General features: G+C 62.2%; 15 protein-coding genes. 13 read left to right on the top strand and 2 right to left on the bottom strand.

The window, feature by feature from the left end; all coding sequences use genetic code 11:
* The first annotated feature begins 30 nt into the window (after window positions 1-30).
* The 7 genes from AC0L15_RS03790 (at window position 31) to bglA (ending at window position 12,999) form a co-directional block, all read left to right on the top strand.
* A complete protein-coding gene (locus tag AC0L15_RS03790; RefSeq protein WP_128167622.1) occupies window positions 31-2,493 on the top strand; it encodes a glycogen/starch/alpha-glucan phosphorylase in 2,463 nt (820 codons plus the stop codon).
* 58 nt (window positions 2,494-2,551) lie between these two features.
* Window positions 2,552-4,765 (top strand): 1,4-alpha-glucan branching protein GlgB, encoded by a 2,214-nt coding sequence (glgB, locus tag AC0L15_RS03785; RefSeq protein ID WP_287244937.1) that lies wholly within the window; start codon window positions 2,552-2,554, stop codon window positions 4,763-4,765.
* A gap of 36 nt (window positions 4,766-4,801) precedes the next feature.
* Window positions 4,802-6,070, top strand: coding sequence for a glucose-1-phosphate adenylyltransferase (glgC, locus tag AC0L15_RS03780; RefSeq protein WP_077381220.1), 1,269 nt, complete (start codon window positions 4,802-4,804; stop codon window positions 6,068-6,070).
* Complete coding sequence (glgA, locus tag AC0L15_RS03775) at window positions 6,071-7,513, top strand: glycogen synthase GlgA (RefSeq protein WP_473495906.1); 1,443 nt, start codon at window positions 6,071-6,073, stop codon at window positions 7,511-7,513.
* A 3-nt stretch (window positions 7,514-7,516) separates the two neighbouring features.
* Window positions 7,517-9,145 (top strand): alpha-D-glucose phosphate-specific phosphoglucomutase, encoded by a 1,629-nt coding sequence (locus AC0L15_RS03770; RefSeq protein ID WP_287244933.1) that lies wholly within the window; start codon window positions 7,517-7,519, stop codon window positions 9,143-9,145.
* A gap of 226 nt (window positions 9,146-9,371) precedes the next feature.
* On the top strand, window positions 9,372-11,384 hold the full coding sequence (gene glgX / locus AC0L15_RS03765; RefSeq protein ID WP_287244931.1) for a glycogen debranching protein GlgX: 2,013 nt from the start codon (window positions 9,372-9,374) through the stop codon (window positions 11,382-11,384).
* Complete coding sequence (gene bglA / locus AC0L15_RS03760) at window positions 11,374-12,999, top strand: beta-galactosidase BglA (RefSeq protein WP_287244930.1); 1,626 nt, start codon at window positions 11,374-11,376, stop codon at window positions 12,997-12,999. The genes glgX and bglA overlap by 11 nt, the downstream gene beginning before the upstream one ends.
* 10 nt (window positions 13,000-13,009) lie before the next feature.
* Here bglA and AC0L15_RS03755 read toward each other — a convergent pair whose 3' ends face one another.
* Window positions 13,010-14,188, bottom strand: a complete 1,179-nt coding sequence (locus AC0L15_RS03755) for a hypothetical protein (RefSeq protein ID WP_473495905.1) — start codon at window positions 14,186-14,188, stop codon at window positions 13,010-13,012.
* Complete coding sequence (locus AC0L15_RS03750) at window positions 14,121-14,747, bottom strand: pilus assembly protein TadG-related protein (protein ID WP_287244928.1); 627 nt, start codon at window positions 14,745-14,747, stop codon at window positions 14,121-14,123. Before AC0L15_RS03750 ends, AC0L15_RS03755 begins: the two co-directional genes overlap by 68 nt.
* 492 nt (window positions 14,748-15,239) lie before the next feature.
* On the opposite strand from AC0L15_RS03750, the gene AC0L15_RS03745 reads away from it, so the two are divergent.
* From AC0L15_RS03745 to AC0L15_RS03720, 6 genes are all read left to right on the top strand, one after another.
* A complete protein-coding gene (locus AC0L15_RS03745; protein WP_287172717.1) occupies window positions 15,240-15,671 on the top strand; it encodes a DUF2384 domain-containing protein in 432 nt (143 codons plus the stop codon).
* On the top strand, window positions 15,668-16,150 hold the full coding sequence (locus AC0L15_RS03740) for an RES family NAD+ phosphorylase (RefSeq protein WP_287244926.1): 483 nt from the start codon (window positions 15,668-15,670) through the stop codon (window positions 16,148-16,150). The genes AC0L15_RS03745 and AC0L15_RS03740 overlap by 4 nt, the downstream gene beginning before the upstream one ends.
* Window positions 16,151-16,496: 346 nt before the next feature.
* Window positions 16,497-18,089: a peptide ABC transporter substrate-binding protein gene (locus AC0L15_RS03735; protein ID WP_023799734.1), complete on the top strand. Its 1,593-nt coding sequence runs from the start codon at window positions 16,497-16,499 to the stop codon at window positions 18,087-18,089.
* A 162-nt stretch (window positions 18,090-18,251) separates the two neighbouring features.
* Window positions 18,252-19,175 (top strand): ABC transporter permease subunit, encoded by a 924-nt coding sequence (locus tag AC0L15_RS03730; RefSeq protein WP_287244925.1) that lies wholly within the window; start codon window positions 18,252-18,254, stop codon window positions 19,173-19,175.
* Window positions 19,168-20,289, top strand: coding sequence for an ABC transporter permease (locus AC0L15_RS03725; protein ID WP_287244923.1), 1,122 nt, complete (start codon window positions 19,168-19,170; stop codon window positions 20,287-20,289). Before AC0L15_RS03730 ends, AC0L15_RS03725 begins: the two co-directional genes overlap by 8 nt.
* A 1-nt stretch (window position 20,290) precedes the next feature.
* Window positions 20,291-21,910 carry an ABC transporter ATP-binding protein gene (locus AC0L15_RS03720; RefSeq protein WP_473495904.1) on the top strand — a complete coding sequence of 540 codons (1,620 nt, stop codon included), beginning with the start codon at window positions 20,291-20,293 and terminating at the stop codon, window positions 21,908-21,910.
* The last annotated feature ends 93 nt before the right edge of the window (window positions 21,911-22,003 follow it).

Below are 22,003 nucleotides of genomic sequence, written 5' to 3'. Positions count from 1 at the left end.
TATGATCTTGGCAACCGCACAAGAGGCAGCATGACGCACGCGATAACGACCGAAGCTCCCATTCTCGAAAACTCCGATCCCAAGGCGCTTGCCGAGGAAGTCTTGAAGGCCCTCAAATACAGGCTCGGCAAGGGGACCAGCGTCGCGACGCAATACGACTGGCTCACCGCCTCGATCAAGGTCGTGCGCGACCATATCGTCGATCATTGGATGCAGGCGACGCAAGAGGCCTACGCCCATCAGGAAAAGCGCGTCTATTACCTCTCCCTGGAATTCCTCATCGGTCGCCTGATGCGCGACGCCTTCTCCAATCTCGGGCTGATGGACAATATGCGCGAAGCGCTGCGGTCTCTCGGCGTCGACCTTGACCTCATCGCCGCCCTTGAACCAGATGCAGCGCTTGGCAATGGTGGTCTCGGCCGGCTCGCCGCCTGCTTCATGGAAAGCATGGCAACCGTCGGCATCCCCGCGCATGGCTATGGCATTCGCTACGCCAACGGCATGTTTCGTCAGGAAATCCATGACGGCTGGCAGGTTGAGCTGCCCGAGACCTGGCTCGATCACGGCAACCCCTGGGAGTTCGAGCGGCGCGAACGCGCCTTCGAGGTCGGCTTCGGCGGCTCGGTGGATTCGATCACCTCAAAGGACGGCAGGCTTGAGCGCCACGTCTGGAAACCGATCGAACACGTTTTGGCGGTTGCCTACGATACGCCGGTGGTTGGCTGGCGGGCCAACCGCGTCAACACGCTGCGGCTCTGGTCCGGCATGCCGATCGATCCGATACTGCTCGACAAGTTCAACGCCGGCGATCACATCGGTGCGCTCGCCGAAAGCAACAAGGCCGATGCCTTGTCGCGCGTCCTTTACCCTGCTGATTCCCACAAGGCCGGTCAGGAGCTGCGGCTCAGGCAAGAGTATTTCTTTTCTACCGCATCGTTGCAGGACATCATTCAGCGTCATCTCAGCCAGTATGGCGACCTGCAGTCGCTGCCCGACAAAGCGGCGATCCATCTGAACGATACCCATCCGGCCATTGCGGTGGCCGAGCTGCTGCGCCTGTTGATGGATGTCCACGGCATGGATTTCGACCAGGCCTGGAGTATCACCAAGCGGACCTTCGGCTATACCAATCATACGCTGCTCCCCGAAGCGCTCGAAAGCTGGCCGGTGCCGCTGTTCGAGCGGCTGTTGCCGCGCCACATGCAGATCGTCTACGCCATCAACGCCGAAGTGCTGCTGGAGGCGCGCGCCTCCGAGCAGTTTTCTGACGAGCAGATCAGCCAGATCTCGCTGATACAGGAAAACGGCGAGCGCCGGGTGCGCATGGGCAATCTGGCCTTTGTCGGCTCGCACTCGATCAACGGCGTCTCTGCCCTTCACACCGAGCTGATGAAGGAAACGGTGTTTGCCGAGCTCCACCGGCTCTACCCCGACCGCATCAACAACAAGACCAACGGCATCACGCCGCGGCGCTGGCTGATCCAGTGCAATCCCGGTCTCACCGCGCTTACCCGCGAAGCGATCGGCGACCGCTTCCTCGACGATATAGACGCGATCAAGGAGCTCGATGCCTTTGCTGACGACGCCGCCTTCCGCGACAAGTTCGCCGCAGTCAAGCGGGCGAACAAGGCCAAGCTTGCCAATCTCGTCGCCGACCGCCTCGGCATCAGGATTGATCCCTCGGCGTTGTTCGACATCCAGATCAAGCGCATCCACGAATACAAGCGCCAGCTCCTGAACATCCTCGAAACAGTCGCGCTCTACGACCAGATCCGCTCCCATCCCGAGCGAAATTGGATGCCGCGCGTCAAGTTCTTCGGCGGCAAGGCGGCGCCCAGCTATCACAATGCCAAGCTGATCATCAAGCTCGCCAACGACGTCGCCAAAGTCATCAACCGCGACCCGGCCGTTCGCGGCTTGCTCAAAGTGGTGTTCGTGCCGAACTACAATGTCAGCCTGGCCGAGATCATGATGCCGGCCGCCGATCTTTCGGAGCAGATATCGACCGCCGGGATGGAAGCCTCCGGCACCGGCAACATGAAGTTCGCGCTGAACGGTGCGCTGACCATCGGCACGCTCGACGGCGCCAATGTCGAGATCAAGGAATGCGTCGGCGACGACAATATTTTCATTTTCGGCCTGACCACCGAAGAGGTCGCCGAGCGGCGCAGCAACGGCTACGATCCGCGAACGGTGATCGAAGCCTCTCCCGAACTGGCGCAGGCCGTGGCCGCCGTTTCGACGGGCGTCTTTTCGCCTGACGATCCGGAACGCTATCGCGACCTGATGAACGGCCTCTATCAGAGCGACTGGTTCATGGTCGCTGCGGATTTCGATGCCTACGCGTCAACCCAGCGCGATGTCGACGCCGTCTGGCGCGACAGCCCGGATTGGTACGCCAAGGCAATTCGCAATGTCGCCCGCGTCGGCTGGTTCTCGTCCGATCGCACGATCCGCCAATATGCGAAAGAAATCTGGAACGTGCCCGTTTGATATGATTGCATGAGGCCACGAACAACGTGGTCCGGGTGCCGGGGAGGGTCACTGCCTGATGAGGAAGCCGCGCGCGACCGCTGCGACAAGCGGGCCGGATGGACTGGCGTCAGCCGGTGATGTCGCGGCAATTGTCGCCGGCACGCATGGTGATCCTTTCGCTGTCCTCGGTGTGCACGAGGTCGACAAGGGCTTTGTCGCCCGCTGCTTCGTCCCTCATGCCGATTTCGTCACTGCCTATACGCTGACCGGCAAGAACGCCGGCGAACTCTCCAGGCGCGACGAAGGCGGCTTCTTCGAGGGCAGCCTGTCGCTCAGAAAGCGTCAGCCGCTGCGCTATCACGCGCGCAATGCCGGCGGTGACTGGTGGCTGACCGATCCCTATTCGTTCGGTCCGGTACTGGGTCCGCTGGACGACTATTACATCGCCGAAGGTTCGCACCTCAGGCTGTTCGACAAGCTCGGGGCGCATCTCATCGATCACGAGGGTGCATCCGGCGTGCATTTCGCCGTCTGGGCGCCCAATGCAAGGCGCGTTTCGGTGGTCGGCGACTTCAACGAATGGGACGGCCGCAGGCATACGATGCGCGTCCGCCGCGACACCGGCATCTGGGAGTTGTTCATCCCCGACATCGGCGCCGGACGGCCATACAAATACGAGATCATCGGGCCCGATGGCGTGAGGCTGCCGCTGAAGGCCGATCCGTTCGCTTTCAAGTCCGAACTGCGCCCGGCCACCGCTTCGGTGACGGCGCTTCCGCCGGCGCATCAATGGGGTGACGAAGCGCACCGCAATTTCTGGCGCAACGCCGATCCCAGGCGCGAGGCGGTGTCGATCTACGAGGTCCACGCCGGCTCGTGGCAGCTTCACGACGACGGCAGCTTCCTGTCATGGGACGAGCTTGCCAACCGGCTGATCCCGTATGTCGTCGACACGGGTTTCACCCATATCGAATTCATGCCGATCTCCGAACATCCCTATGACCCGTCCTGGGGCTACCAGACGACGGGCCTCTACGCGCCGTCGGCCCGCTTCGGCGATCCGGAGGGTTTTGCCCGGTTCGTCGACGGCGCCCACCGCGCCGGCATCGGCGTCATCCTGGACTGGGTGCCGGCGCATTTTCCGGTGGACGCGCATGGCCTGGCCAATTTCGACGGCACCGCTCTCTATGAGCATGCCGACCCGCGCAAGGGCTTCCATCCCGACTGGAACACCGCGATCTACAATTTCGGCCGGCGCGAGGTGGTCTCGTTCCTGGTCAACAACGCACTGTTTTGGGCCGAGAAATACCATGTCGACGGTTTGCGCGTCGATGCCGTCGCCTCGATGCTCTACCTCGACTATTCGCGCAAGGCCGGCGAATGGATTCCCAACGAAAAAGGCGGGCGCGAAAACCTCGAGGCGGTCAGTTTCCTCCAGAGGATGAACAAGGAAGTCTACGGCCAGCATCCGGGTGTGATGACGATCGCCGAGGAATCGACTTCATGGCCAAAAGTCTCGCAGCCGGTGCATGAGGGCGGGCTGGGTTTCGGCTTCAAGTGGAACATGGGCTTCATGCACGACACGCTGGAGTATTTCTCCAAGGAGCCGATTTTTCGCAAGCATCACCACGGCGACATCACCTTCGGTCTGGTCTACGCCTTCTCAGAGAATTTCGTGCTGCCGCTCTCCCATGACGAGGTCGTGCACGGCAAGGGGACGCTGCTTGGCAAGATGGCCGGCGACGACTGGCAGAAATTCGCGACGCTGCGCGCCTACTACGCCTTTATGTGGGGCTACCCCGGCAAGAAGCTGTTGTTCATGGGGCAGGAATTCGCCCAGCGCCGCGAGTGGAGCGAGGCGCGCGCACTCGACTGGAACCTGCTCGATTTCCGGGCCCACCGCGGCGTCTGGCAGACGGTACGCGATCTCAACTATCTCTACCGCTCACGCCCGGCGTTGCATGCGCGCGATTGCGAGCCGGAGGGCTTTTCCTGGCTGATCGTCGACGACAGCGCCAACTCGGTCTTTGCATGGCTGCGCAGCGCACCGGGCGGAGCCCCGGTCGCCGTCATCTCCAATTTTACGCCGGTGCCGCGGGACAATTACCGCGTGCCGTTGCCAATGGCTGGAAGATGGCGCGAGATCATCAACACGGACGCCTCCGACTATGGCGGTTCCGGCAAGGGCAATGACGGTGCCGTCGAGGCTCGGAAGGAAGCAGGAGGCATCTCGGCGACGGTGCTGTTGCCGCCGCTGTCGACGATCATGCTCGAATTTGCTCCGGACTAGGCGATGTCTCGCAGCGCGTAACTTGGGAGGATAAGAATGGCAGAGATAAAACGGACCCAGCCGCTGGCGCGCGATGCCATGGCCTATGTTCTGGCCGGCGGCCGTGGCAGCCGCCTCAAGGAATTGACCGACCGGCGCGCCAAGCCGGCGGTCTATTTCGGCGGCAAGACGCGCATCATCGATTTTGCGCTCTCCAATGCGCTCAATTCCGGTATTCGCCGCCTCGGCGTGGCCACCCAGTACAAGGCGCACTCGCTGATCCGCCACCTGCAGCGCGGCTGGAACTTCCTGCGGCCCGAGCGCAACGAGAGCTTCGACATCCTGCCGGCCAGTCAGCGCGTATCGGAAACGCAATGGTATGAAGGCACGGCCGATGCCGTCTACCAGAACATCGACATCATCGAGGCCTACGGGCCCGAATACATGGTCATCCTGGCCGGCGATCACGTCTACAAGATGGACTATGAGCTGATGCTTCGCCAGCATGTCGACGCCGGCGCCGACGTCACCGTCGGCTGCCTCGAAGTGCCGCGCATGGAGGCGACCGGCTTCGGCGTCATGCATGTCGACAAGAAGGACACCATCATCTCCTTCATCGAGAAGCCCGCCGATCCGCCCGGCATTCCCGACAAGCCGGATTTTGCCCTGGCCTCGATGGGCATCTACGTGTTCAAGACCAAGTTCCTGATGGAGCAGCTGCGCCGCGACGCGGCCGAACCGGGCTCAAGCCGTGACTTCGGCAAGGACATCATCCCCTATGTCGTCGAGCACGGCAAGGCGATCGCCCATCGCTTCGCCAAATCCTGCGTGCGCTCGACCGCCGAAAACGAAGCCTACTGGCGCGATGTCGGGACCGTCGACGCCTATTGGGAAGCCAATATCGACCTCACCGACATCACGCCCGAGCTCGACCTCTACGACCGCGACTGGCCGATCTGGACCTATGCCGAGTTGAAGCCGCCGGCAAAGTTCGTGCATGACGAGGATGGCCGCCGTGGCTCGGCGGTATCCTCGCTGGTCTCGGGCGATTGCATCGTCTCAGGCGCTTCGCTGAAGCGAAGCCTGATCTTCACCGGCGCGCGCATCAACTCCTATTCGACGCTAGAGGACGTCGTCATGCTGCCCGACTGCCAGGTCGGCCGCAGCGCGAGATTGAAGCGCGTGGTGATCGATCATGGCGTCAGGATTCCCGAAGGGCTCGTGGTCGGCGAGGATCCCGTCCTCGACGCCAAGCGCTTCCGCGTTTCCGAAAAGGGCATCTGCCTCGTCACGCAGGCCATGATCGACAAACTGGGACTGTCGTGAATGCAGGTCCTGTCGGTCACGCCCGAAATATTCCCTCTGATCAAGACTGGCGGGCTTGCCGACGTGACCGGCGCGTTGCCCATCGCGCTCGCCGGCAAGGGCGTGGCGATGCGCACGCTTGTTCCCGGCTATCCCCAGATCATGGATGCCTTCAAGAAGAAAAAACCCGTTCACCACTATCCGCTGCTGCAAGGCGGCAAGTCTTCGGTCCATGCCGTCCAGATCGCCGGGCTCGACCTGTTCGTGCTCGACGCGCCGCATCTGTTCGATCGCCCCGGCGGCCCCTATGGCAATGCCACCGGCGCCGACTGGCCGGACAATTGGCGGCGTTTCGCGGCCCTGAGCCAGGTTGGCGGCGACATCGCCGGCGGCGCCGTCTCGGGCTACCAGCCGGACATCGTCCATGCCCATGACTGGCAATCGGCGATGACGCTGGCCTATATGCGCTACGGCAAGGCGGTTGGCACGCCGTCGATGATCACCGTCCACAATCTGGCTTTCCAGGGCCAGTTCGGCGCCGGCATCTTTGGCGAACTCGGCTTGCCGGCGGCGGCCATGGCACTCGACGGCGTCGAATATTATGGCGGCGTCGGTTTCCTCAAGGCTGGCCTGCAGGCCGCCTGGGCCATCACCACAGTCAGCCCGACCTATGCGCAGGAGATCCGCTCGCCGGAATTCGGCATGGGGCTCGATGGCCTCATCAACATGCGGTCCGTTGATCTCTATGGCATCGTCAACGGCATCGACACCGCGATATGGAACCCTGAAACCGACAAGCATCTGGTCTCCAACTACACGGCCAAGACGTTGAAGGCGCGGCACCCCAACCGGACCGCCGTCGAGGATCGTTTCAACCTTGACCGCGACGACAGTCCGATCGTTTGCGTGATCAGCCGGCTCACCTGGCAGAAGGGAATGGACATACTGGCAACGGTCGTCGACGGGATTGTTGCGAGGGGTGCCCGCCTGGCGATCCTGGGGTCCGGCGACGCCGGCCTCGAAGGCGCGCTGCTGGCCGCCGCCGCCCGCCATCGCGGTCGCATCGGCGTCGTCGTCGGTTATGACGAGGCGCTTTCCCACACCATGCAGGGCGGCTGTGACGCAATCATCATCCCGTCGCGCTTCGAGCCTTGCGGACTGACGCAGCTTTACGGCCTGCGCTATGGCTGCGTGCCGGTCGTCGCCCGCACCGGCGGTCTTGCCGACACCATCATCGACGCCAATGAAGCGGCGATTTCGGCAGGTGTGGCGACCGGCTTCCAGTTCGCACCCGCCGATGCCGGCGCCTTGCTGCACTCCATCCGTCGGCTGGTCGCGGCGCACGCCAACCCTGCGATCTGGACGTCGATGCAGCGGCAAGGCATGAAGGCGGATGTGTCGTGGGATAAAAGCGCAGAAAAATACCTCGAACTCTATCGCTTGCTGCTTTCGAAAAGGGCTTGACGCATGATACGCACCGTCGCCACCAAACCTTATCTCGACCAGAAGCCCGGCACATCCGGGCTGCGCAAGAAAGTGCCGGTGTTCCAGCAGGAGCACTATGCCGAGAACTTCATCCAGTCGATTTTCGATGCGCTGGACGGGTTCGAGGGCAAGACGCTGGTGATTGGCGGCGACGGCCGCTTTTACAACCGCGAGGTCATCCAGAAGGCCATCGCCATGGCCGCGGCAAACGGTTTCGGCAAGGTGATGGTCGGGCAGGGCGGCATCCTGTCGACGCCGGCCGCTTCCAACATCATTCGCAAATACAACACCTTCGGCGGCATCATCCTGTCGGCCAGCCACAATCCGGGCGGCCCGCACGAGGATTTCGGCATCAAATACAATGCCGGCAATGGCGGCCCGGCAGCGGAAAAGCTGACCGACGCGATCTTCGCCAAGACCAAGGTGATTTCGAGCTTCAAGACCGCCGATATCGGCACGGTTGACCTCGACACGATCGGTACCGTCGAGGCGGGCGGCATGACCGTCGAGGTGATCGACCCGGTCGCCGACTATGCCGAGCTGATGGAAGATCTGTTCGATTTCGATGCGTTGCGTGGGCTGTTCAAGTCAGGCTTCCGCATGCGCTTCGACGCCATGCATGCCGTGACTGGTCCCTATGCCAAGGAGATCCTGGAAAACCGGCTCGGCGCGCCGAAAGGCACCGCCCGCAACTTCGTTCCCCTGCCGGATTTCGGCGGCCACCACCCAGACCCGAACCTGGTCCACGCAAAGCACCTCTATGACGAGATGATGGGACCGGATGCCCCGGATTTCGGCGCCGCTTCCGACGGCGACGGCGACCGCAACCTGATCATCGGCAAGGGCATTTTCGTCACCCCGTCGGATTCGGTGGCTATGCTCGCCGCCAATGCTCATCTGGCGCCGGGCTACAAGGCCGGGCTGAAAGGCATCGCCCGCTCAATGCCGACCAGCGGTGCAGCCGACCGCGTCGCCGAAAAGCTCGGCATCGGCATCTATGAAACGCCGACCGGCTGGAAATTCTTTGGCAATCTGCTCGATGCCGACATGGCGACGATCTGCGGCGAGGAAAGTGCCGGAACCGGCTCCAACCATGTCCGCGAAAAGGACGGGCTGTGGGCCGTGCTTTTGTGGCTCAATATCCTCGCTGCCCGCGGCGAAAGCGCCAAGCAGATCGTCACCGAGCACTGGGCCGCCTATGGCCGCAATTACTACTCACGCCATGACTACGAGGAGGTCGAGACCGACCGCGCCAATGCGCTGGTCGACCAATTGCGGGCCAGGCTCGCTTCCTTGCCCGGCACCAGCGTGCGCGGCATGAAGATCGCCAGCGCCGACGATTTCGCCTATCACGACCCGGTCGACGGCTCGATAGCCAGGAACCAGGGCATCAGGGTGCTGTTCGAAGGCGGATCGCGCGTCGTCTTCCGTCTCTCCGGCACCGGTACCTCGGGGGCGACGCTGCGCGTCTATATCGAGCGCTACGAGCCGGACAGGTCCAGGCACGATCTCGACACGCAGGAGGCGCTTGCCGACCTGATTGCGGCAGCCGAAGATATCGCCGGGATTCGCAGCCATACCGGCCGCGCCAAGCCGAGCGTGATTACTTGAGTTTGGTTGACAGCCGGCCGTCTGAGTTCGGCCTGCGTTGCGAAGCTCCCCCTTCTCCCCTTGTGGGAGAAGGTGGCCGAGCGAAGCTCGGTCGGATGAGGGGTGCTCCAGCTTGGCGCACACCTTTGCTCGAATCGCCCATGCCTCGTTTCTTCCAGCACCCCTCATCCGTCTCGGCGCTGCGCGCCGATCCACCTTCTCCCACAAGGGGAGAAGGGGTCGCCGTATGAACTCACTCGGTGCCACCGTCACCCGCGGCGGCATCCGCTTTGCCGCATGGTCGTCCGCGGCCGCCCGGCTCTGGGTCTCGATCTTCGATGAGCAGGGGGAGAGGGAGATCGACCGGCTCGAACTCCAGCCGGAAGGCGAGGGCGTTCACGCGCTTTTCGTTGCCGGCCTCGCCGCCGGCACTCGATACGGATTTCGCGCCGATGGCGATTATACGCCCGAGAATGGGCTTTGGTTCGATCCCGACAAGCTGCTGGTCGACCCCTATGCCGTCGAAATCGACAGGCCTTATGTCTATGACGTCAGGCTCGCCGCGCGCCGGGGCGGGGGCGCCGATACCGCGCCGCTGCTGCCGAAGGCGGTTGCTGCCACCCTGCCACAGCCGGTGCCTGCCTTGCCGCCGCTGTTCCAGCCCGGCGGCCTGATCTATGAAGTGCCGGTGCGCGCCTTCACCATGCTGCATCCCGACATCCCGAAGCACCAGCGCGGGACGGTTGCAGCCCTTGCCCATCCGGCTACCGTCGAGCATCTGAAAAAACTCGGGGTCGGGGCGGTCGAACTGATGCCGGTGACGGCATCGATCGACGAGCGGCATTTGCCGCCGCTCGGGCTGCGCAATGCCTGGGGCTACAATCCCGTGACCTTCATGGCGCTCGACCCGCGCCTCGCGCTCGGCGGTCTCGCGGAATTGCGGCAGACGGTTGCCACGCTGCGTGGGGCCGGCATCGGCGTCATCCTCGATCTTGTCTTCAACCACACCGGCGAAAGCGACAGGCTTGGACCGACGCTGTCGCTGCGCGGCCTCGACAGCCGCGCCTACTACCGGCATCGGCCGGACGGCAGCTTGATCAACGACACCGGCACCGGCAACACCGTCGCTTGTGATCATCCGGTCGTCAGGGAAATGGTCCTCGACACGCTTCGTCACTTTGTCCGCCATGCCGGCGTCGATGGTTTCCGCTTCGATCTGGCGCCCATTCTGGGCCGGGTCGATGGCGCGTTCGACGCCGCTGCGCCACTGCTCATGGCTATTCGGGATGATCCGCTCCTTGGCGACCGGGTGCTCATCGCCGAGCCATGGGATATCGGCCCGGACGGCTATCAGCTTGGCAATTTTCCGCCGCGCTTCCTCGAATGGAACGACAGATATCGCGACGACATCCGCCGGTTCTGGCGCGGCGACAGCGGGATGGTCGGCGCGCTCGCCACCCGGCTTGCCGGCTCGTCCGACGTGTTTGCCAAGCCAGGCCAGCAGACGAGCCGCAGCGTCAATTTCATCGCCGCGCATGACGGCATGACGCTGGCCGACATTGTTGCCTACGAGCACAAGCACAATGAGGCCAATGGCGAGCAGAACCGCGATGGCCACGACGACAATCTGTCCTGGAACAATGGCGTCGAGGGCGAGACCGGCGACCGGGCGATCGTTACGGCACGTTTCGATGACCGATGTGCGCTTCTGGCCACGCTGTTTGCCTCACGCGGCACGATCATGCTGACCGCCGGAGACGAATTCGGCCGCACCCAGAAGGGCAACAACAACGCCTATGCGCAGGACAACGAGATCACCTGGCTCGACTGGTCCGGGCGCGATCGGGCGCTGGAACAATACGCCGTTTTGCTCGCCGCGATGCGTCGTTGCGTGCCGGCGCTTTCCGACACGCGCTTCCTGACTGGAGAGCCGCCGCCCGGATCAGAACAACCGGACGCGGTCTGGCTCACTGAAACCGGCACGCCGCTCGACAAGGCAGGCTGGCACGATCCGGCGCGGTACCGCCTGGTCATGATGCTCGGCACCGATGATCGCCGCCTTGCCGTTGTCATCAATGGCGATCGCCGGGCATGTATGTTCACGCTGCCGGAGCGCGACGGATTTCGCTGGCAGCCAGCCATCGAAGCATCGGACGGCGCAGCCGGAATTTCACGGCCGGTGCCGGGGCGAACGGTGATTTTCATGATCGAACACGAAGCCGCGCAGGCTCAGATAAAGGAGAACCCGAGTGGCAAGTGACCACGCCGAGTGGTGGCGCGGCTGCGTCATCTACCAGATCTACCCGCGCTCCTTCCGGGACACGACGGGGGACGGCAGTGGCGATCTGCGTGGTATCACATCGAGGCTGGCGCATGTCGCATCGCTTGGCGCTGACGCCGTCTGGCTGTCGCCCTTCTTTAAGTCGCCGATGGCCGATATGGGCTACGACGTATCCGACTATACAGCCGTCGATCCGATGTTCGGCACATCAGAGGATTTCGACGCAGTGGTCGCCGAGGCGCACCGTCTCGGCCTGAAAGTCATTATCGACCAGGTTCTGTCGCATTCGTCCGACCGGCACGAATGGTTCGTCGAAAGCCGCGCGAGTCGCGATAATCCCAGGGCGGACTGGTATGTCTGGTCCGATCCGAAGCCCGACGGCACCGCGCCCAACAACTGGCTGTCGGTCTTCGGCGGCCCCGCCTGGGAGTGGGACGCGACCCGCAGGCAATATTACATGCACAATTTCCTCGCCTCGCAGCCGGACCTCAATTTCCACAATCCGGAGGTTCAGGACGCCTTGCTGGAAACGGTGCGGTTTTGGCTGGAGCGCGGCGTCGACGGGTTTCGCCTCGATACCGTCAACTACTATGTCCATGACCGCTGGCTGCGCAGCAACCCGCCCCTGGCGTCAAGCGTCTCAGGCACCAACACCGAAACCAATCCGTACCTCTATCAGGAGCATTTGTTTGACAAGACGCAGCCCGAAAACCTGGCTTTCCTCAAGCGGTTTCGGGCGTTGCTCGACGAATATGAGGGCCGCGTCGCTGTCGGCGAGGTCGGCGACGAAGCCCGTTCGTTGCAGACGCTCGCCGCCTACACCAGCGGCGGCGACAAGCTCGACATGTGCTACACATTCGACCTGCTCGGTCCGCAATTCTCGGCGGCGCATGTGCGTGGCTGCGTCGAAGCGTTCGAGAGTGCTGTCTCCGACGGCTGGGTCTGCTGGGCGTTTTCCAACCACGATGTCGTTCGCCATGTGACGCGATGGACAAGGTCCGGCGGCGACCCGGAAAGGACGGCGAAGTTCTCCATCGCGCTGCTGTCATCCCTGCGTGGATCGATCTGCCTCTATCAGGGTGAGGAACTCGGGCTGGAGGAGGCGGAATTGGCGTTCGAGGATTTGCGCGATCCTTACGGCATCCGCTTCTGGCCGGGGTTCAAGGGCAGGGATGGCTGCCGCACGCCGATGGTGTGGGAGAAGGGCGCCAACAATGCCGGCTTTTCAATCGGCAGGCCGTGGCTTCCAATCCCGGAAAGCCATCGCGCCCGCGCGGTCGATATCCAGAACGGCGAGGAAAAGTCAGTTCTGGCCAGCTATCGGGCGATGCTGGCGTTGCGCAAGCGGCATGCGGCGCTGGTACAAGGTTCGATCCGTTTTCTCGATGCCGAGGGCGAAGTGCTTGCCTTCATTCGCGAAGGCGGCGGCGAGAAGCTGCTGTGCGTTTTCAACTTCGCCGAGGAGCCGGCCAACTGGCCGTTGCCGCAGGGTAGCGATGTCGCAGAGACGATCGACCTTGGCGCTGGTGCCGCCTTGCAGGAAAAGATTCTGTCGCTGCCGCCGTTGGGCTGCTTTCTCGGACGAGCCGGCTGATCTCTCCAACTCACTGAACAAGCACAGAGCGCCCGCAAGTCGCGCCCATGACCCGGACATCGGCCTCGCCGACGCGCACGCCCAGCGCCCCAAGCACGTTGTAAACCAATTCCTCGACCGGCGCCCTCACGCCGTTCAGCAGCGCCACCACTGCCGGCTTCACGGTTCCGAGCAAGGCGGTTACATCAAGCCCGAGGCCCAGCGCACTGACCGAAAGCGACAAATTGTTTACCAGCGACGTGGTGAGAGATTGCGTCAGGTTCTTCGTCGAGGCGTTCTTTATCGTCTTGCTTGCGATGTCGGTGCTGTTGAAGATCAAGATCGTCGGATCGTTGTTGGCGATCTCAACGGCTGCAGAACCATTCACGCCGATCAGATTGAGGGTGAGAAACAGAAGCTTCACGCTGACCTGCGCGATTTCGGCATTTTGAAACGACTGTGGGTTGCTGAAATCGGCGAAGGCGGAGGGGCTGTTATCGGCATCGCTGGCGCCGAGGTGCAGCGAGGCAAGGCCCGGACGTGCGGCAATGGTAACTTTCAAACTGTCGGGGTGCCCCGTCGGGCAGCTGATGTCGGTCAGCTTGGCTTCGGCAGAGGCCACCTCGACATGCAACGGCAGTTTGACGGCCAGCAGGCTGATGCCGCCACCGAGAGTCGCATTGCTGCCGCCGACGGACGCCACCAGCTTGATCCGCGTCTGCGCCGTACGCACCACAGCACCCTTCTCGCCGATTGTCAGCCATGGCGAGAATTGTGCAGGTTCGCCGATTGCAATCGCAAGCGTGGTGGAGGCAAGCCCCGGAATGGCGGCTCCGAGATTGAGCTCGACCTGCTTCGAGCCGTTGGCCAGTGCAGCAGCGGTGGTCAGCATGCCCATGGCGCTGGCGTCGACCGAAAAGCCGGGCGACTTTTGCCCGAGGCCCAACTGGCCCATTGAACCAAGATCGACAAGATGATTGAGCGGTATCTTGACCGTGTTGGTGGTCCTTGACGCGATTGTCTGCAAAGCCAGCTTGCTGGTGCTGCCAACGGGTGAAACATTAGCCATGGCGGTCGCTATCTCGCCCACCGTCGCTTTGGAAGCCAGCACCTCCGAATAGCTCACACCCGTCAGCTGCATCTCAACGGCAAGGGCATCGATGAACGAAAGCAGGTTCACGTCGGCAGCGATCAGAGCGTTGTGGTCCATGACGCTGAGCGCGATGTTGCCGCCCAGGAACTTGCTGAGAAGAGCGTTGAGGATGCCGCCATTGACGCTGAGAAGCCTGGACCCGACCGAGAACATCGCCTGCGGCGCTATGCTGGCCACGGCTTGGGTGCCGATCACCGGCGTAGGGATAAGCGAACTCGCGAAATAGCGGGCAGGAACCTTTTTCAGCGTGACATGGACGGCGTTGTAGGGCGTTTTGCCGGCTTGAAGCGCTTGTCGACGCCGAGCGACGACTCTGCTGAATATCGGCCGGGGTGACCGACACGATAGTCTTTCCAATGGCAGGGGTGATCGTCTGCCCTGCCTTCTGAACAACGATACCCGGCATTCCGTTGTCGCCGAGCGTGGTCACCACCGCGGCTTCAATGTTGTTGATGTTGGAGGCGGCGGTGATTGCCGCCAGATCGGTCATTGCTTGACCTTCCCGGCGCTCCACATAGATCGAGCCTTCATCGATGGCGAAGGCGGCCAGCGCCAGCGCGAACGGTGCGCACAGCGCCGTCATGACGGCGAAGTTCGCCGTCAGGTCGCCAAGCATCGAGCGGGCGACCCGGCCGATCCTGCGCGCCACAACCTAGGATTTAGTTAGTAAGGGACCCCATTGACTTGCATCAATATCATGCGATCCGCTGAAGGCTATTGCCCAGTCCCCAGTCCAAACTTCCCACGAGGTGCAAGGGTTTTCGCCAATGTGTAGGATCTGACGTGCGGGTTGTGTCAAATTGCTGCCGCGGCCAATCCTTGAATGACATCTTGCTGCGCTGATCAGAATCTCTATGTGGCAAAGAACAGGGGGCGCGACTGTATCGTCGCAACCACCGGGTTCGGACCGGTATTCGCATGATCGTGACTGGCACGATGGCTCTACCTATCCAAACCCGGATCGAGATTAGAGAGAGGATGAACACATCGACGTTCTCTGCGCCTGCGGTTAGGCTCTCGTATTCGCGGCGGGCCGCAGATTGAACGGGTGGTTTGCATGACGCATCATGTGAGGCTAACTATTGCCTCACATGGAATGGAGAGTGATATGCTAGCGCTCGGAAATGTCGCCGACGTGTTGGGGCTGCCCGTTAAAGAGGTGGCGGCGCGGTCGCCTTTCGGGCTGATCTCCCGGATCGAGGATGGACTTCCGATTGGCGCACTTGAGCGCGTTGCGCATCTTCTGGCGCCTGGCGATGCTCAGTTCAAATACCGGCTGATCCCCAAGGCGACCTACGAGCGGCGCAAGGCGGTACATCGCCTCTCGTCGGACGAGGGCACGCGATTGGCCCGCGTCGCGCGCGTCTGGGGCCTTGCTGTCGATGTCTGGCAGAACGAGGAGGAAGCGCGCGATTTCCTGTTTCGGCCGCACCCGATGATTGAGGACAAGCGACCGATCGACGTCGTTATCATGAGCGAGTTCGGTGCCGAAATGGTGGTCGATATTCTCGCAGGTCTGAAGTACGGCAGTGCTGCGTGACGGCGCAGGCTCTCGATCGCACTCTATCGTCCTTTCGTATCGGCGATCCGGCCGGCACCTACCCGATCTTCGATGCGACCGGCTCGACAATCGCGCCAGGGCGGTGGAACACGCCCGGAAGTCCTATCATCTACACCAGCGAGCACTATTCGACGGCCCTGTTGGAAAAGCTGGTGCATGGCAGCGGCCGACTGCCGCCCAACCAGCACTACATCGAAATCACAATCTCGCGCGGACTGAGTTACGAGGTCTTTTCCCACCCTTCACTGCCCGGCTGGGACACGATGCCGGCGATGGTGAGCCAGGGATTCGGCGAAACCTGGTGTTTAGAACGGCGCAGCGCCATCCTGCTGGTGCCGAGTGTCGTGGCGCGTCTCGATTGCAATGTGCCGATCAATCCGGCGCATCCGGAGTTTTCAAAGATCCACACAGGCCTGCACCAGCCGGTCTACTGGGACCGGCGGCTGTTTGGCGCGTAACGGGGAGGGGCTTTCTCAAGAGGCCTTGGTGAGATTCACCGGTCACGTCGGCGCTGGTATCTGCGAGTCATCGCTCGGCCGAGGCGTGGCCGAGCTGCTTTTGCGTAGCTGGAAGGCTCGGTCCACGGGCTCGACTGCTGTTTTGCCGATCGCGCAGTGGCTGTCGCTGCGCCTTACTTAGGGTGACCTCACGAGTCTGTTGAAATAAAAAATCACCACGTTACTGTTTGCCCACCAGCCGCCGGAAAGGGAACCGGCGGCGCGCTCAAAGGGGCCAGCTAATCGGCTTCGGGGCGTCAACACTCAAGAGGCGCAGCTGAACGGCCGCCTCGACAGGGAGAACTTCATGCTGAAAAACATGCTGAAGGCGACGGTGTTCGCCACAACCATGGCTTTGGCCGCCGGCACGTTCTACACGCCAGCCTTCGCCGAGGTCGTCTACAACCGCGGCACCGCCGCCGAATCGGAGTCGCTCGACCCGCACAAGACCTCGACAATATACGAAGCCGCTGTATTGCGTGACCTGTTCCAGGGGCTGGTCATGCAAGACCAGAAGGCGAACGTCATTCCGGGCGCCGCCGAAAGCTGGACTGTATCGGACGACGGCACTGTCTACACCTTCAAGCTGCGCAAGGACGGTGTCTGGTCGGATGGTAGCCCGGTCACGGCAGATGACTTCGTCTACGCGTTTCATCGGCTGGAAGATCCGGCCACCGGCGCCGAATATGCTTCGATGCTCTATCCCGTGAAGAACGCCGAGGAGGTGAACACCAAGAAGGCGAAGCCGGAGGAGATGGGCGTCAAGGCAATCGACGCAAATACTCTGGAAGTGACGCTGAAGGCGCCCACGCCCTATTTCCTTGAAATGCTGACCCACCAGGCGACTTATCCGGTCAGCAAGGCGTCCATTGACAAGCTCGGCGCCGATTGGATCAAGCCGGGCAATCTGGTCTCCAACGGCCCCTTTACCCTGGCGGAGTGGGTTCCCAACGACCACATCAAACTGGTCAAGAATCCGAAATTCTGGGATGCTGCGAGCGTCAAGCTCGACGTCGTCAACTACATCCCGACCGAAGATCGTTCGTCGGCGATAAAGCGCTTCGAGGCCGGCGAACTCGACAGCTACGACGACCTCCCGACCGAGCAGCTCGCCGATCTCAAGGCCAAGTTTGGCGATCAGATTCGCGTTGGACCTTACCTCGGCACCTACTATTTTTCGATCAAGACCGACAAGGCTCCGTGGGACAACGTCGAACTGCGCAATGCCATCTCCATGGCAGTCGACCGCGATTTCCTTGCCGAAAAGGTCTGGCAGAACTCAATGCTGCCCGGCTATTCGATGGTGCCTCCGGGCATTGAGGGCTATACGCCGGCAATGGCCAAATACGCGGACATGTCGCAGATCGACCGCGAGGATGAGGCCAAGAAGGTACTCGAGAAGCTTGGCTATACGCCCGAGAAACCGCTGAAGATGGAAATCCGCTACAACACGTCGGAAAACCACAAGAACACTGCAGTCGCCATCCAGGAGCAGTTGAAGCCGCTCGGCGTCGAAATCACGCTGCTCAACACCGACACCAAGACCCACTACTCCTTCCTTGAGCAGAAGGGCGACTACGACGTGGCGCGTGCCGGCTGGATTGCGGATTACAAGGATCCGGAAACCTTCCTCGGCATCTCCCGCAAGGCAAGCGGCAACAACTATTCGGGCTACAACAGCCCGGAATTCGAGAAGGCCATGGACGAGGCGGCCGCCGCCGGCGGCAAGCCCGAAGAGCGCATGAAAGAACTCGCCGAGGCTGAGCGCATCCTCGTCGATGACGTCGGCAACATCCCGCTTCTCTACTATAGCTACAAGGATATCGTTTCTCCGAAGCTTCATGGCTTCGAGGACAACGTCATGGATGTGCATCCGTCCCGCTTCATCTCCAAGGACTGATCTCCTTGGCCGGACTGCCGCTCCTTTACAGCGCCGCGCGTCCTTTGGGGCGCGCACAGGGCGCTGTAACGCCTTGATTTTGCACGTGATCCTCTCCGGACCTTCGGCTCGGGTCATGCGTTAGGGGCGGCGGTCCCGGTTTGCTAGCAAAGCGGGGAACCGATGCTGCGTTACGTATTCCGGCGGCTTCTGACCGCCATTCCGACGCTGTTGGTCATCGTGACCATGGCGTTCTTCCTGATACGCGTCGCGCCTGGCGGCCCGTTCAATCAGGAGCGGGGCCTGAGCCCCGAGATCAAGACCAATCTCGAAGCGCAGTTCGGTCTCAACGACCCGCTCTGGCTGCAATATGTCCACTATCTCGGCAATCTGCTGCGCGGCAATTTCGGTCCGAGCTACAACATGCCGGATTTCACTGTCGGCGAATTGTTTGCCAGGGGCCTGCCCGTTTCGATCCAGATCGGCGCCTCGGCCCTGATCCTGGCGCTGCTGCTCGGCGGCCTCCTCGGCACCATTGCCGCGCTCAACCAGAACAAGCTTGCCGACTATTCGGTGATCGCTCTGGCGACCGCCGGCAGCACCATTCCGACCTTCGTCATCGCGCCGGTTATCCAGCTTCTGTTCGGTCTGACCTGGAAACTGCTGCCGATCGGCGGCTGGGGCGATGGCGCCCTGCTCAACAAGATCGGCCCTGTGCTGACCCTCGCCTTGCCGCAGATCGCCATCGTCGCCCGCCTGATGCGCGGCTCGATGATCGAATCGTTGCGCTCGCACCACATTCGCACCGCACGTGCGCTCGGCCTGTCGGACTGGTCGGTGGTCGTCAAGCATGCGCTGCGCGGTGCCATATTGCCGATTGTCTCCTTCACCGGCCCGGCGGCGGCGGCACTGCTCACCGGCTCGATCATCGTCGAGACGATCTTTTCCATTCCCGGCATCGGCCGCTATTTCGTCGAGGCCGCGCTCAACCGTGACTACACGCTGGTCATGGGCACCGTGGTGGTCATCGCGCTGTTCACCATCGTCTTCAACCTGATCGTCGACGTCATGTATGCCTTCGTCGATCCGAGGGTGCGCTATGACTGACATCGCAGCCACCGCTCCGGCCATCGTCGGCCGTTCCCTGTGGGGCGATGCCTGGGCGCGCCTCAAGGCCAACCGCGCCGCCATGTTCAGCCTGTATTATCTTGCCTTCATCGCGATCCTCAGCGTGTTCGGACCCTCTTTGGTGCCGCATCGATACACCACCATCTACGCCGACTATGTGCGCATGCCGCCGAGCTTGTCGGCCTATCCGAAGCCCGACAAGATAGAAACCGCGCTCAACGAGGCGATCAAGCGCATGCGTGTCGACATCAAGCAGTGGCGGCAGGAAGACAATCGCATCTTCGTCACCGTCACATCGCGCAAGCCGATCGACGACCGCAATGTCCGCTACCTCGACCGTTCCGATGCCTTCGACAACACCAAGATAGAGAGCAAATCGGCTGACGGCCTTGAAGCGGTGATGAGCGCTTCAATCAGGCAGCAGTATTTCCTGTTCGGCACCGACAATACTGGCCGCGATCTCCTGTCGCGGACGCTGATGGCCGGGCGCATCTCGCTGGCCATCGGCCTGCTCGCCGGGGTCGTTGCGTGCGTCATCGGCGTGCTCTACGGCGCTGCGTCCGGCCTTGCCGGCGGCAGGATAGACGAGGTGATGATGCGCATTGTCGATGTGCTCTATTCGCTGCCGTTCATTTTCTTCGTCATTATGCTGGTGGTGTTCTTCGGCCGGAACTTCGTGCTGATGTTCCTGGCGGTCGGCGCCGTGCTGTGGCTCGACATGGCGCGCATCGTGCGCGGACAGGCGCTGTCGATCCGGCGGCAGGAATATGTCCAGGCGGCGGAGGCGATGGGCATAGGCCAGCGCGGCATTCTGATCCGCCACGTCATTCCCAACCTGCTTGGCCCAGTGGTCATCTATATGACGCTGCTGGTGCCGCAAGTCATCATCCTGGAGAGTTTCCTGTCGTTCCTCGGGCTCGGCGTGCAGGAACCGATGACCAGCTGGGGCGTGCTGATCTCGACCGGCGCCAAGAACATCGGCACCGCCAACTGGCTGCTTTTGTTCCCAGCATTTTTCCTTGTCTCGACGCTGTTCGCGCTGAATTTCGTCGGCGACGGCCTGCGCGACGCGCTCGACCCGAGGGATCGTTGAGATGGACACCTCCGAAACCATCCTCAGCGTCAAGGACCTTCGCGTCCGCTTCCGCACGCTTGACGGTGTGGTCGAGGCGGTCAAGGGCATCAACATCCACGTCAATGCAGGCGAAACCGTTGCCGTGGTCGGCGAATCCGGTTCCGGCAAAAGCCAGACGATGATGGCGGCGATGAGCCTGCTGGCCTCGAACGGCGAGGCGACGGGCGTCGTCGACTATCGCGGCCGCAACCTTTTGGCCCTGCACAAGTCCGAGCTCAACCAAGTCCGCGGCCGGAAGATCAGCATGATCTTCCAGGAGCCGATGACCTCGCTCGATCCGCTCTATTCGATCGGCAACCAGCTGATCGAACCGATCCGCCGGCATCGTGGGCTTGGCGCGGCGCAAGCACGCGAAGAGGCGCTCAAGCTCTTGCGGCTGGTCCATATTCCCGATCCCGAGCGGCGGATGAAATCCTATCCGCACGAATTGTCGGGTGGCCAGCGACAGCGGGTCATGATCGCCATGGCGCTGGCCAACGATCCCGACATACTGATCGCAGACGAACCGACGACCGCGCTCGACGTGACCATCCAGGCGCAGATCCTCATGCTGCTCGCCGAACTTCAGCGCAAGCTTGGCATGGCGATCGTCTTCATCACCCACGATCTCGGCATTGTCCGGCGCTTTGCCGACCGGGTCTATGTCATGCGCTACGGCGAAGTCGTCGAGGAGGGCGAGGCGGAAGCGATCTTCGTCAATCCGCAGCATGCCTATACCAAGATGCTGTTGGCCGCCGAGCCGACCGGAACCAAGGCGCCGCCACCGCCAAATGCGCCCGTCCTGCTCGAAGGCAGGAATGTCGAAGTGACCTTCAAGATCGGCGGCGGGTTTCTCGCCGGAGAGCCGCTGGTCCTGCGCGCGGTCGACCACATTTCGATACGGCTGAAACGCAACCAGACCATCGGCATCGTCGGCGAATCCGGTTCAGGAAAATCGACGCTCGGCCGAGCCCTGCTGCGGCTCCTGCCAAGCGATGGGCTCATCCGCTTTGGCGATCGCGATATTTCTGCCGCCGACCGCCAGGCCATGCGGCCGCTGCGGCGCGAATTGCAGCTGGTCTTCCAGGACCCCTTCGGTTCGCTGTCGCCGCGCATGACCGTCGGCCAGGTCATCACCGAAGGGCTTCTGGTGCATGAGCCGACCCTGTCGGGCAGGCAACGCGACCTGCGCGCCGTCGAGGCCTTGCGTGAGGTCGGGCTCGACCCGAATGCGCGCAATCGCTACCCGCACGAATTCTCCGGCGGCCAGCGCCAACGCATCGCCATCGCGCGGGCGATGATCCTCAAGCCCAAGGTGGTCGTCCTCGACGAGCCGACGTCGGCGCTCGATCGCTCCGTCCAGAAGCAGATCGTCGAATTGCTGCGCAAGCTGCAGGCCGACCATGAACTGTCCTACCTGTTCATCAGCCACGATCTCGCCGTCGTGCGTGCCATGGCCGACTACATCATCGTCATGAAGCAGGGCAAGATCGTCGAGGAAGGGCCGACCGAGGCGATCTTCAGCAATCCGCAGGCATCCTACACGCAGACACTGATGGCCGCGGCCATCGACGTCACACGGTTTCGCTTGAGCGCATAGCGCGGCCGGTCAGGACTGCAGCGGATAGTGATTGAAAGGTCCCGAGGCGAATAGACCGTCGTCTGCAGCCAGGGCTGCTATGGCTTCGATCTC

It is taken from the genome of Mesorhizobium sp. WSM4846, assembly GCF_055811415.1.
This window is presented reverse-complemented; position numbering and strand designations above follow the sequence as displayed.